The 14,577-nt window shown below is 33.6% G+C and carries 8 protein-coding genes; 5 read left to right on the top strand and 3 right to left on the bottom strand.

Features of this window, described 5'->3' with window-relative positions; all coding sequences use genetic code 11:
* Positions 1-11: 11 nt before the first annotated feature.
* Positions 12-1,082, bottom strand: a complete 1,071-nt coding sequence (locus BOW55_RS10145) for a chorismate-binding protein (RefSeq protein ID WP_129024034.1) — start codon at positions 1,080-1,082, stop codon at positions 12-14.
* A gap of 3 nt (positions 1,083-1,085) precedes the next feature.
* Positions 1,086-1,517: a PaaI family thioesterase gene (locus BOW55_RS10140; RefSeq protein WP_129024033.1), complete on the bottom strand. Its 432-nt coding sequence runs from the start codon at positions 1,515-1,517 to the stop codon at positions 1,086-1,088.
* A 315-nt stretch (positions 1,518-1,832) separates the two neighbouring features.
* Between BOW55_RS10140 and BOW55_RS10135 the strand changes: the two genes are divergently transcribed.
* From BOW55_RS10135 to BOW55_RS10115, 5 genes are all read left to right on the top strand, one after another.
* Positions 1,833-3,344, top strand: coding sequence for a hypothetical protein (locus tag BOW55_RS10135; protein WP_129024032.1), 1,512 nt, complete (start codon positions 1,833-1,835; stop codon positions 3,342-3,344).
* 338 nt (positions 3,345-3,682) lie between these two features.
* Positions 3,683-7,336 (top strand): phosphoribosylformylglycinamidine synthase, encoded by a 3,654-nt coding sequence (gene purL, locus BOW55_RS10130; protein WP_129024031.1) that lies wholly within the window; start codon positions 3,683-3,685, stop codon positions 7,334-7,336.
* A 307-nt stretch (positions 7,337-7,643) separates the two neighbouring features.
* A complete protein-coding gene (locus BOW55_RS10125; protein WP_129024030.1) occupies positions 7,644-10,049 on the top strand; it encodes a TonB-dependent receptor domain-containing protein in 2,406 nt (801 codons plus the stop codon).
* 136 nt (positions 10,050-10,185) lie between these two features.
* Entirely contained in the window at positions 10,186-10,629 is a 444-nt protein-coding gene (locus BOW55_RS10120) for a hypothetical protein (protein WP_129024029.1), read from the top strand.
* Between the two features lie 158 nt (positions 10,630-10,787).
* Positions 10,788-12,566, top strand: coding sequence for a long-chain fatty acid--CoA ligase (locus BOW55_RS10115; RefSeq protein WP_129024028.1), 1,779 nt, complete (start codon positions 10,788-10,790; stop codon positions 12,564-12,566).
* 236 nt (positions 12,567-12,802) lie between these two features.
* Here BOW55_RS10115 and BOW55_RS10110 read toward each other — a convergent pair whose 3' ends face one another.
* The gene (locus BOW55_RS10110; RefSeq protein ID WP_129024027.1) at positions 12,803-13,306 is read right to left on the bottom strand and encodes a hypothetical protein; all 504 of its coding nucleotides are present in this window, start codon (positions 13,304-13,306) and stop codon (positions 12,803-12,805) included.
* Positions 13,307-14,577: the final 1,271 nt, after the last annotated feature.

Genomic DNA, 14,577 nt, shown 5'->3' with positions numbered 1-14,577 from the left:
ACTCATAATTTCTAACTCATAACTCTCAATACTCTTTTCATCGTCATTGATTTATTGACGCTTTCCTCCCATTCTTTTTCTGGAACACTTTCTTTGGTAATACCGCAGCCCATATACAAAATGGCTTTGTTTTCCTGAATCTGCATGCATCGTAAATTTACAAATAAATCAGAGCTTACATTATTTCCTGTAAAACTACTATTAAGCTCTCCTAAAAATCCGCTGTAAAAAGTACGATCGTAATTTTCGTTTTCAATAATAAAAACTTTTGCTTTTTTCTTTGGTAAACCACAAACCGCAGGCGTTGGATGAAGCGTATCAATAACTTCTTCTAAAGTTGACTTATCTTTTAAAACTCCCGAAATATCCGTTTTAATATGCCAGATAGAACCCGCCTTTAAACTATATGGTTCAGAAACCACAACCGAAGCTGTAAATTCTCTAAGCCTTTTTACAATAAAATCAGTTACAAATTGCTGTTCGTCCTTTTCTTTTTGCTGCCAGACAATTTCAGTTTGCAGATTATCTTTCTGCGTTCCCGCCAAAGCCATAGTTTCAAAAACATTTTCATTTGCTTTTAGCAGTTTTTCAGGTGTCGCTCCCATCCAAAGTCCTATTTTCGGATGAAAAAAGCAATAACAAAAAGTCGCTGGATATAACTGAACCAAATGCTGAAAAGTTCCAATAAAATCAAATTCAATTAAAGGCACCACTTCGCTTCTTGACAAAACTACCTTTTTGAACTCTTCATTTTTGATGGCTTGAATTCCCTGTGCAACCAAATATTCGTATTGAAATTTAGCTTCAGCATAAAAACTTAAATCATCAACTTCGATGGATTCAAATGAAGTAATTTCTTTTTCGGCAGTAATAATCTCCGATTCATTTTCAGGAATCAGAACCAGTTGTTTTTCATCAAAAGAAGCGAACACAAATCCTTTTTCGCTGTAATCTGAAACGGTATATAAAGTATTATTTTGTTGTAAAACACCAACAAGATCAGTAGTATTGGGTTTTGAATAAAGTACAAAAGGTAAATTCAGCTCTTTATGTTTTTTAATTTTTAAGAAAAATGGATTCATAATTTATTCACTTTTCTTTCTATCCAAAACCATATTCGTCAATTTGCAAAGCGAAATCAAATTTCCTGCTTCATCCGTAATTCTAATTTCCCAAAGATGAAGACTTCTTCCTTTATGAATAATTCGGGCAGTTCCAAAAACAACACCCTCACGAATACTTTTTAAATGATTTGCCGAAATTTCGATACCGCGAACTTCTTGTTCCTTGGCATTAATAAAAAAATGAGAAGCTGCACTTCCCACACTTTCTGCCAAAGCTACAGAAGCGCCGCCGTGCAATAATCCCATTGGCTGATGAACACTTGGGTTTACAGGCATTTTTGCCGTTAAAAAATCTTCGCCAGCATCTATATATTCTATTTTCAGCGTTTCCATCAATGTATTTTTAGAAAATTCATTGCAGTACGCTAAAATCTGTTCTTTTGTATAATTCATTAAATAAACTTTAAAATCGTAAAATTAAAGAAAGATAACACATAAATCTAAAATCCTCCCGAAATTTCGGGACTAAAATTTAAAATTCAACTTCAAACCTGTAGGTTTTTTGTTATTTTTACAAAAACAATCAAATCTTTGGCTGATTTTTTTTAGCCACAGATTGCACAGATTAGAAGGATTCTAAAAATATAGCAACTAGTTACACAAATTTCCACGAATTTTATTTCAATTTAATTTGTGAAAATTCGCGGAATTCGTGGCAAAGAAAAAATCTTTTTAACCCTCTTAATCTGTGGCTAAAAAAACTTTTAAATGCGTCAATACTTTGCAATCTTCGTTCTGGGTTTAATTTTAGTTTTTAGTTCTTGCCGAACTGACTTTGATACCGTTGCCAGTTCTGGAGATCTAAAGTTTTCTAAAGACACCGTTTATTTAGACACCGTTTTTAAAAATATTGGCTCAAGTACTTATCAACTAAAAGTCTATAATCGAAGTAAAAATGACATATCAATTCCAGTCGTACAATTCAAAAAAGGACTAAGTTCAAAATACCGAATGACTGTTGATGGCATGAGTGGCAATAATGGTAAAATTTTCAACAATGTTACGCTTTTAGCAAAAGACAGTTTGTACATTTTTATTGAAACCACTGCAGATATTACAGATGCAAATCCAGCCGATTTTTTATATACCGATGAAATTCAATTTGACAGCGGTGCAAATCTGCAGCAAGTCGCTTTGGTAACCTTAATTCAGGACGCAGTTTTTTTATATCCGAATCAAAATCCAAACGGAACAAAAGAGAAAATCAAAATTGACGGCAAAGATGTTGATGGATTTTATCTCAACGAAAATGATCCTGTAAACGGAAATGAATTACTTTTTACCAAACAAAAACCTTATGTAATTTATGGTTACGCAGGAGTTCCAGAAAACAAAACAGTAACTTTTGAAGCTGGCGCAAGAGTTCACTTTCATACCAACTCAGGATTATATGTTGGCAAAAATGCTTCTCTTCAAATTAACGGAACTACTTCAACAACAGAAAAACTTGAAAATGAAGTTATTTTTGAAGGCGATCGACTAGAATCCCTTTATTCGGATATTCCTGGACAATGGAAATCAGTTATTCTTGAAAACGGAAGTAATAACCATTCAATCAAAAATTTAACTTTAAAAAATGCGATTACGGGATTAAATATCAGAAATTCAGTTAACACAATTCAAATTAAAAATACCCAAGTTTATAATTGTGCTGAATATGGAATTTTAGCACAAAACGCCCGAATTAACGGAGAAAATCTAGTTATAAATTATGCCGGACTAGCCAGTTTATCCTGTGTTTACGGCGGAAACTATAGTTTTACACATTGCACTTTTTATAACAATTGGCAAATCAATTCACAATTTGCAGTTAGTGTAAGCAATAGTTTGGCAGGCAAAATGCCCGAAACAAATGCGCTGACGCAGGCAACTTTCAACAATTGTATAATTTATGGTTCAAACACCAACGAATTTAATTTGAGCAAAAACACAAATGCACCATTTGTTTATCAATTAAATAATTGTCTTTTAAAATTCAGCAGTTCAACAACAAATCCTGATTATCAATTTAAAACGGATACGCAACATTACAGCAACATCATTCTGAATGAAAATCCGAAGTTTTATAATGTCAATCAGAATAAATTCAATATCGACAAAACTTCTGCCGCTTTCGCGAAAGGAAATCAGTCGTATATAATTCTGCAGGATATTTTAGGAGTTACAAGAACTTCACCACCAGATTTGGGTGCTTATCAGAGTAAAGACTTTCCGAAATAATTTATTTTGCCACGAAGGCACTAAGGCTCGAAGTTTTTTTAAGTTTAATTGACTTTTTTTTACAACATAGCCCGTGGTTTCAACCACGGGAAACAGATCGTGACCATATTGTGTCCCAATGGTTGAAACTATTGGCTATATTTATAGAAACTTTGCGACTTCGCATCTTTGCGAGTAAAATAGACAAAGAAATTCCTTTGTAAAAAACTTAATGCCTTAGTGCCTTCGCGACAAATCATTTCAGCTTCATTTTTTTTCAAAAGAGTTTGTTATCAAATTTGCGCTTGCTATTTATTTACATTAAATTTGCACCTCAATACAACAAACTACACAAAACAATGATCCATTTCTTTGAAAACCAAAGCAAAACTGTTTTTGCCGTACAGACGCAAAACGAAATTTCAGCTCAAGACATTTCAAAATTAAACTGGCTTTTTGCCGACTCGAATAAGATCGAAAAATCCGCATTGACGGGTTTTTTTGTTGGTCCTCGCGCCACTATGATCACACCATGGAGCACAAATGCTGTAGAAATCACTCAAAACATGGGTGTTCCGGGCATTATCAGAATTGAAGAATTTCATCCAGCAACGGAAAATTTCACTGATTTTGACCCGATGCTTTTTCAAAAATTCAACGAATTAGATCAAGAAATCTTCACTATCAACATTCAGCCGGAACCAATTCTGGAAATTGATGATATTGCAACTTACAATAAAGCTGAAGGTTTAGCTTTAAGTGACGAAGAAGTTGATTACTTAAATAATCTTGCAACTAAACTAGGAAGAAAATTAACTGATTCTGAGATTTTTGCTTTCTCACAAGCAAATTCAGAACACTGTCGTCATAAAATCTTCAACGGAACATTTGTAATTGACGGTGAAGAAAAAGAGACTTCTCTTTTTAAATTAATCAAAAAAACATCACAGGAAAATCCTAACGATATTGTGTCTGCTTACAAAGACAACGTTGCTTTTGTAAAAGGACCAAAAGTGCAGCAATTTGCACCAAAATCAGCTGACAAACCTGATTTTTACGAAATAAAAGAATTTGATTCTGTTATCTCATTAAAAGCAGAAACACACAATTTCCCAACAACAGTTGAACCTTTCAATGGTGCTGCAACAGGTTCAGGAGGAGAAATTCGTGACCGTTTAGCGGGAGGACAAGGTTCATTGCCATTAGCAGGAACTGCAGTTTATATGACTTCATATTCTCGTTTGAACGATGACAGAAAATGGGAAAATGCTCTTGAAGAAAGAAAATGGTTGTACCAAACCCCAATGGATATTTTAATCAAAGCTTCAAACGGAGCTTCAGATTTCGGAAATAAATTTGGACAGCCTTTAATTACAGGTTCTGTTTTAACTTTCGAACATTCAGAAAACGATCGCAAAATTGGTTACGATAAAGTAATCATGCAAGCGGGTGGAATTGGATACGGAAAACTAGATCAATCTATTAAAAAGAAACCACAAGAAGGCGATAAAATCGTAATTCTTGGTGGAGAAAATTATAGAATCGGAATGGGTGGTGCTGCGGTTTCTTCTGCAGATACTGGAGCTTTCGGTTCAGGAATCGAATTAAATGCGATTCAGCGTTCAAATCCAGAAATGCAAAAACGTGCTGCAAACGCGATTCGTGGTTTAGTAGAAAGTGATAATAATCCAATTGTTTCTATTCACGATCACGGTGCAGGTGGACACTTAAACTGTCTTTCAGAATTAGTGGAAGAAACTGGAGGTTTAATCGATTTGGATAAATTGCCAGTTGGAGATCCAACACTTTCTGCTAAAGAAATTATTGGTAACGAATCTCAGGAAAGAATGGGATTGGTTATTGGTCAAAAAGATATTGATACCTTACAAAGAATTGCTGATAGAGAGCGTTCGCCAATGTATCAGGTTGGAGATGTAACAGGAGATCACCGTTTTACTTTCCAATCAAAATCAAATGGTTCAAAACCGATGGATTATGCTTTAGAAGATTTCTTCGGAAGTTCTCCTAAAACGGTTATGACAGATAAAACTATCGACAGAAAATATGCTGATATTGCTTATGACGCTGCAGATTTCGAATCATATTTAAAAGACGTTTTACGTTTAGAGGCTGTTGCTTCAAAAGACTGGTTGACTAATAAAGTTGACCGTTGTGTTGGAGGAAAAGTTGCGAAACAACAAAATGCAGGTCCGTTACAATTGCCTTTGAATAATGTTGGAGTTATGGCTCTGGATTATTTAGGAAAAGAAGGAATTGCAACTTCTATTGGACACGCTCCTATTGCTGCTTTAATTGATCCTGTTGCAGGAAGTAGAAATGCTATCGCAGAATCGTTATCAAACATTATCTGGGCGCCAATTAAAGATCAGTTGAAAGGAATCTCATTATCTGCAAACTGGATGTGGGCTTGTAAAAACGAAGGTGAAGACGCTCGTTTATACGCTGCTGTTGAAGGTTGTTCAGAATTTGCAATTGAATTGGGAATCAATATTCCGACAGGAAAAGATTCACTTTCGATGAAACAAAAATATCCAAATGACGAAGTAATTGCGCCGGGAACGGTTATTATTTCGGCTGGAGGAAACTGTACTGATATTAGAAAAGTAGTTGAACCGGTTTTACAGAAAAACGGAGATTCAATCTATTATATCAATTTGTCTCAGGATGATTTCAAATTAGGAGGTTCATCTTTTGCACAAATTAGAAACACAATCGGAAACGAAACGTCTACTATTAAAGACGCTTCTTTCTTCAAAAATGCTTTTAACACAATCCAGGAATTAATCGGCGAAAGCCAAATTTTAGCGGGTCACGATATCGGAAGCGGTGGTTTAATCACCACTTTATTAGAATTGTGTTTTGCTGATGTAAACCTTGGAGCAAAAATTGATTTCAGCGCTTTCGCAGAAAAAGACTTATTGAAAATCCTTTTCGCTGAAAATATTGGAATCGTATTCCAAGCTAAATCTGATTCGGCTGTTGAAGCTAAATTAAATGCTAATAATATTGAATTCTTCAAAATCGGTTCAGTTCAAGAAACTGCAACTTTAGAAATTGGAGATTACAAATTAGATATTCCAACTTACAGAGATCTTTGGTTTGAAACTTCTTATTTATTAGATCAAAAACAATCTAAAAACGGAACAGCAAAAGCTCGTTTCGAAAACTATAAAAATCAGGTTTTAAATTATACTTTCCCTGCGCACTTTACGGGAAAAAAACCAGAAATCGACAATTCAAAACCAAGACCAAAAGCGGCTATTATTCGTGAAAAAGGAAGTAATTCTGAGCGCGAAATGGCAAATGCAATGTACTTAGCTGGATTTGACGTAAAAGACGTTCACATGACGGATTTAATTTCTGGTCGTGAAACGCTTGAAGACATTCAGTTTATTGGTGCTGTTGGTGGATTCTCTAACTCTGACGTTTTAGGTTCTGCTAAAGGATGGGCTGGCGCTTTCTTATACAATGAAAAAGCAAAAACAGCTTTAGATAATTTCTTCAAAAGAGAAGATACTCTTTCTGTTGGAATCTGTAACGGATGTCAGTTGTTTATGGAATTGGAAGTGATTAATCCAGAACATGAAGTTCACGGAAAAATGCACCATAACGAAAGTAACAAACACGAAAGTATCTTTACTTCTGTAACAGTTCAGGAAAACAATTCGGTTATGTTATCGACATTGGCTGGAAGCACTTTAGGAGTTTGGGTTTCTCACGGAGAAGGTAAATTCAAACTACCTTATGCAGAAGATCAATACAACATCGTTTCTAAATATGCTTACGAAGGTTATCCTGCAAATCCTAACGGTTCTGATTATAACACAGCAATGATGTGTGATAAAACAGGAAGACATTTGGTTATGATGCCTCACATTGAGCGTTCGACTTTCCAATGGAACTGGGCGCATTATCCAAAAGACAGAAATGACGAGGTTTCGCCTTGGCATGAAGCTTTTGTCAATGCCAGAAAATGGATTGAGAAAAACTAAGAAATATATTTTTACTAAAAGCGCCCGAATTTATCGGGCGTTTTTTTATAGCCACGAATTTCACGAATTTTCACGAATTATTTTTTTTAGCCACAGATTATAAGGATTAAAATGATTTTTTTTCATTGTCAAAAAATAATCTGTGAGAATCCTTTTAATCTGTGGCAAACTTTTACACACAATGCATTCGTGGAAATTCGTGTAATTCGTGGCTAACTAAACTATTTAAAACTATTCTAAGATTAATTTAATGGTATCTTAAGACAGCTTAAGCAAGCGTAAACATTCTGGTAAATATCTTTGTTTCATGAAAAATATGATCCAAAAATTATCCCTGCTGATTTTCTTATTTACTATAAGCCAATTTTCTTTTGCTCAAAAAACCGCTGCTATAAAAGGAAACATTACTGACGGAAAACTTCCAGTGGAATTTGTCGATGTAGTTCTAAAAAGCGCCAGCGATTCTACCAAAACAGCCAATTATGCTGTAACCGATGTTTTAGGAAACTTTGCCTTAGAAAACATTCAATCTGGAGATTACCAACTTCAATTTAAACTAATTGGTTTTAAAACTATTTCTCAAAAAATAAAGGTATCTGACAGCCCGATTTCTATTGGAACCATCAAATTACAAACCGATACCAATTTACTAAATGATGTTGTTGTAAAGTCTCAGCGAAAACAAATTCAGAAAACAGATGAGGGATTTGTTTTTAATGCGGTTTCAAACATTTCGCAGTCCGGCGGAACGGCGACTGATATGCTAAAGAGTATTCCAACAGTTGCAGTAGATGCTGAAGGCGGTATAACACTAAGAGGAAAATCGCCAATGATTTTGATTAATGGTAAAAATTCGGCCATTACAAATATGGATCAAATTGCGGCAAGCAGTATAGAAAGTATCGAAGTGATAAGTAATCCAACTGCAAAATATGATGCTAATGCTGAAAGCGGAATTATAAATATTAAGCTTAAAAAGAACAATCAACAAGGGATAAATGGAGCGGTAGTTCTAGGCGCTGGTTTTGGTGCTAAAGGAAGAATCAACAGCTCTGTATTGTTAAATCATAAAACTGAAAAATGGAATTTTGGTTTGGCCTACGATAATCGTTTTGCCGGCAGAACCAAAAAGATAAATGCTGATCGAACTAATTTTTTCATAGACGATGAACATTACATTCATCAAAATAGAGATGATGCTCGTACAGAAGGTTTACAAAACTTAAAATTTAACGTCGATTTTACTCCAAACGACAAAAACAGCTTTTCGTTTGAAGCACTCGGAAATTTAGAAAATCAAGACAATGACGAAACTTTGTACACGCAGGTAAACACAAGCGCAAATCAGTTTTTTTCGAGCAACAAACGTCACTCTTTAGAACTGGAACGCACAAAAGTGGGCGAACTTGCTTTTAATTATGATCGAAAATTTTCTGACGACAGAAAAAGTCTAAATACAAGTATTACTTCTTCTTTCAACAAACACAAAGAGAACACTGATATTGACACTTATAATTATGACGCTTATAAACAACAAATAGGCGATGCTGCATGGCAAAGAACTCATAATTATACAAATGAAAATATCTCGAATGCTATTGTAAATTATACGGTTCCAGTATCTGAAAAATCAATTGTAGAAACTGGATATAAAGGAACGTTTCGTTTTTTTGACTCAGACTTTGAAAGTACTGATTTGACAAACGGCGAATATATTGTTAATCCTTTGGCAAGCAATACTTTTAAATACAACGAACAAATAAATGCTGTTTACGGAATGCTGAATTCGTTTATTGGCGAAACTGACAATCCTAAATGGAAATATAATTTAGGACTTCGCGCAGAGCAGGTTTCAAATAATGGTAAAACGCAGAACAATACTGATAATTTTTCAAATCATTATTTAAAACTGTTCCCATCAGCTTCTTTACAAATGAATTTAAAACCAGATGAATTTATCAAATTTGGTTACAGCAAGCGTATTAACCGTCCAGATTTAGACGATTTAAATCCGTTTATTGATATTACTGATGCGTTAAATCCTCATGGCGGAAATCCTTATTTGAAACCTGAAATTATTCATATTGCAGAAGTAAGCTACAATAAAAACTGGGAAAACTATTCTTTTTCGACCAATGCTTTTTACCGAAATGCAAAAGACGCGATTAGACAATATGCCGAATTACAGGACAATGGTGTAATTTTACTGCAGCCAAGAAACATAGGAAGTACGATAACTTATGGTTTAGAAACCATCTTCACCTTAAAACCATTCTCTTTTTATGATGCTAATATTAGTTTAACCGCTTTTGAACAAAAAATAGACGCCACAAATCTAACTCAAGATGTGGTGAAAAATGCTTTTAGCTGGTACGGAAAAATCATCAATAATTTTGTTCCTTGGAAAGGCGGAAAACTCCAAATTATCGGAAATTACAATTCGGCTTTAACAACAGCACAAGGAAAAAGAATTCCGGTTTATAATGTAGATATGGGTTTTCAGCAAAAACTTGGAAAAGGAAATGCGCGTTTAGGCTTGGTTGTTACCGATATGTTTAACACACTCGAAAGCGGTTATAAGAACAACACTTTATTATTTAGCAACAATAGAACTAACAAATCAGATACTCGTGCATTTATGCTGACTTTTGCATATACTTTTAAATCTGATTTTAAAGAAAAATTATTAGAAAATCAGTTCTCTACAGAATAGCTTTTTACACAACAATAAAAATATTCATTCTTGTAATTTGGATTCTAATTTCTACTGAAATTTGAACTATATTCGCCAAAAAGTTCGCGCCCAAGAACTTTTTGGCCCATTCCAAAAACAAATTAACCTACATAGAATGAAATTTTACAAAGCACTCCTCTATGCGCTATTTCTAGTCGCAGCTCAATCGCATGCACAAATTAAGATTGACAAAATAAAATATAAAATTCACGATCATTTTATTACAACAAAAATTGGTTATCCAATTGAAGGAACCTTTTTATACGAAGGAAAAACCGAGCCAATTGTACAATTGAATGCTAACGGAACAGGAACTTTTCAATACGAAGATTTATCCAAAAAAAGTATAAACTGGGGAATCGAATGTTCTGAAGACGGTATTCCAATTTTTAAAGAAGGTTACAACAGTGCTTCGTATACCATGTGGTACAAACCTAATAATGAAGAAGATTGGATTTATGTTCAATTCTCCATTCATTTCAACAAGAAAAAAATGTTTATAATGGGCGAACGAATCAAAGATTATTCTGAAGATTCTGAATCGAAAAAACGCTCCTAGAAAATAAATAATTCTTGTTTTTTCTAAAATTTACTACAAAAAAGAAAACGTTTTCGTTGATTTTTAAAAGTACTTATAAATTTTCCCATAAAATTCCATAAAATTAAAAATTATACCTAATTTTTATTTAATTTGCGATAAAATTCAATATATTAAACATGGTTTCAATCACACGCCTTTTTGATTTTCCCTATTATCAACAAGAAACTTACGATCTTCCGGTTGCGTTAGCAACTAAAAAAAATGGAGTCTGGGAAAAAACATCTAGCCAGGAATATATTGCAAAAGCAAATGCTGTTTCGAGAGCATTATTGCGCATGGGTGTTCAAAAAGATGATAAAATTGCCCTAATTACCTCAAACAACCGTACTGAGTGGAATATTATGGATATTGGTATCCAGCAGACTGGTGCGCAAAACGTGCCTATTTATCCAACAATCTCTGAGGAAGATTACGAATATATTTTGAACCATAGCGGCAGTATTTATTGCTTTGTTTCGGATGTAGAAGTACTTGAAAAAGTAAATCTTATCAAAGCAAATGTGCCGACCCTAAAAGAAGTTTATTCTTTTAATGAAATTGAAGGCTGCAAACATTGGTCTGAATTACTAACGCTTGGTGAAGACCAAAGCAATCAAACCGAAGTTGAAGCAAGAAAAGACAGTATAAAAACGGATGATTTAGCCACTATTATTTATACCTCTGGAACTACAGGACGCCCAAAAGGTGTTATGCTTTCGCACAGAAACATTGTTTCTAATGTTTTAGACAGTGCACCAAGAATTCCGTTTGATCCAGGAAAAAGCAGCGCATTAAGCTTCCTGCCTATCTGCCATATTTTTGAAAGAATGATTTTGTACATCTATCAATATTATGGTATTTCAGTTTATTTTGGAGAATCTATTGAAAAAATCAGCGACAACTTAAAAGAAGTTCGTCCAAATGTAATTACAGCTGTACCAAGACTTTTAGAAAAAGTTTACGATAAAATTTATGCTAAAGGAGCCGAATTAACAGGCATCAAGAAAAAACTTTTTTTCTGGGCTATTGATTTAGGTTTAAAATATGAACCATACGGAGCCAATGGCGCTTGGTATGAATTTCAGTTAAAAATTGCCCGCAAACTTATTTTCAGTAAATGGAAAGAAGGTTTGGGAGGAAATTTAGATTTGATGGTTTCTGGAAGTGCCGCTTTACAGCCACGTTTAACAAGAGTTTTTGCTGCTGCCGAAATTCCAGTTATGGAAGGTTACGGTTTATCTGAAACATCACCTGTAATTGCTGTAAACGACCAAAGAAACAAAGGTTTTAAAATTGGAACTGTTGGAAAACCAATTCGTAACGTCGAAGTAAAAATTGCCGAAGACGGAGAAATCCTTTGCAAAGGACCAAATGTAATGCTGGGTTACTTTAAAGATCCTGAAAAAACAGCAGAAGCTTTGCAAGATGGTTATTTCCACACGGGAGATATTGGAGAAATCGACAGCGAAGGTTTCTTAAAAATTACCGACCGTAAAAAAGAAATGTTCAAAACATCAGGAGGAAAATATATTGCGCCGCAAATTATTGAAAATGCGATGAAACAATCTCGTTTTATTGAGCAGATTATGGTAATTGGTGATGGCGAAAAAATGCCAGGTGCTTTTATTCAGCCCAATTTTGAGTTTGTAAAAGAATGGGCTAAAATTCATAAAATTACTTTAGGAACTACAGATGCAGCAATTAGTGCAAATGCCGACGTAATCAAGCGTATAAATGAAGAAGTCGAAAGCATCAATGAAAAATTTGGAAACTGGGAAAAAATCAAACGTTTTGAGCTTACTCCAGATGTTTGGTCTATCGATGGCGGACAGCTTACTCCTACTCTAAAATTAAAACGTAAAATCATTAAAGAAATCTATAAAGATCTTTACGCTAAAATCTACGATCACAATTAAAATTCCAAAATAATTAACCAAAGAAAAACGGCTGACTAAAATTTTAGACAGCCGTTTTTTATTTAATGAAAATTCTAATTTCATCTATTGTTTTTCACTATTTTTTAACCGCTAGGGTCGATAAGATGAGTTTCACGCAGATTGAGCAGATTTTAATAATCTTTTCAATCCTTTACCCCGATAGCTATCGAGAGTGGCTAAAAAACTTTGTGTCTTAGCGCCTTTGTGGCAAAAGCCTAGAAAAACATACTTTTAAAATCTCTAAAGAAGTTTCTTCTCTTAGACTTTTTCTCAGCCTTTTCTTTTTTTAGAGCATTCTTTTTTTCAAAAACTGCTTTAGCTTTCTCCATCCGTTTAACTGGTTTTGTTTCTCCAATTTTAGAATTTTCGTAAAACTTTTTAAAAGGACGCGGCTCAAAATCAACCAAAATTGCAGCCATATTTATAGCATCGATATTTGATGGATCTGTTTCTCCTTTAAAGAAAGTCTCGATAGGTCTAAACTTATCTTTCTTCTCCTTAAACTTATTCTTTTTACTGTGATCGAAATCTAAGCCCAAGAGATTGCTAAAAACATTTAAATCCTCTTTTGTTGGGTTATTTTCGAAAATCAACCAGCATAAATCACGAAGTTTTCCACGAGAAGGTTTGTACAAATAATCAAAGTATCTGCCTTCTTTTTCTAACTCGTATTTTTTTCTAATTGCGTTTTTATATTGTTGTAATGTATTGTTTTGCATGGTATTTTGATTTTGTAATTCTTGGGAATCTCAGGAAATCGAAGGCTTTTCTAAGAAATCCAATATCACAAAAGTTCAAAAGCACCATTGCTTTAACAGAGAAACATCTCTAAATGATATATATAATTTCCTTAAAATTCACCTTTTCCTTCCATAGGTTAATAAGCTCCAAATCCATCTTTCTTCTCGAGGCAAATGGCAACTCATTAAATTCCACTTTATCTGTTTGACCACTATAGTCTGACCTAAGTCCTATTTTTTGATTCATCCTTAAATTTTTATTGTTTATTTTTTTTAAGCTTCTGAGGTTCTTAGGTGCTGAGATACTAAGTTTTTTCTCTGTCTCTCTGCCCCTTTGAACCTTTGCCCCTAAGGCAAAAAAAAGCACCTAATTAAAGGTGCTTCATAACAAATACGATATAATTATCCTATTGCCTATATTGATGCACCGATATGTAAAAGCATTCGCTATTCGAAGTCGCGGCTGCTAGTCTTGGGTTGTATATGTATAATTTAAAACTCATTGTTTTATTTTTTTTAATTGTTGTTGCTGCGTTGTTATTAGAAACTCTTTGTTTCAATTTTGTTAGGCAAAGATAATATCGAAAAAATCATATTTCCAAATATTTTTTAAGATTAATTTTCTGACTATCAATTAATTAACCTTCAAATTAAAACAAAGAAATCCCTGTCCGCATACTGGTGCAGATTTATCTTTTTATCAAATGACTGTTACTCATCAGATTACTTTTCAAGATTATATTTCGCTATTTTGATTAATCATTAAACATTTGGTCAATTATTTTTTTTAAATATTTTTAGTTTTGGTTTGCCTAGATGTCACACTGAGCGAAGTCGAAGTGCTTTTTACCGAAGTCGAAGTGCTCCAAAACAAAAAAAGCGCCCTGAAATGAGGACGCTTTTCTATTTTATGATGAGTTAAACTCTAAACTTTACATTATAATTTCATAAAAATACATACGCATCCAAACACCTCAGCTGGAAAATCTCCGGCTAAATGTTCAAAATTTTTGCTTACTAAAAGTATCATATGTATTTTTCTATTATTAATTACAGATACAAATGTAGTATATTTTGTAGTAATTTAACAAATTGTACCAAAAATATGATTTTTATAACAATTTAGAATTGAATTCTTTTGTTCTTATTTTTTAGAAGTACTATAATTCAAATAATAAATTTAAGTTACTATTTAATTTAAGTAAGAAAAAGAATATATTTACTATTTACAAATATCTAAAGCCGTAATT

The sequence above is a fragment of the Flavobacterium sp. YO12 genome, assembly GCF_004119495.1.
Lineage (GTDB): Bacteria > Bacteroidota > Bacteroidia > Flavobacteriales > Flavobacteriaceae > Flavobacterium.
Note: the sequence above shows the minus strand (reverse complement) of the source record. Positions and strands in the feature narration are given on the sequence as shown.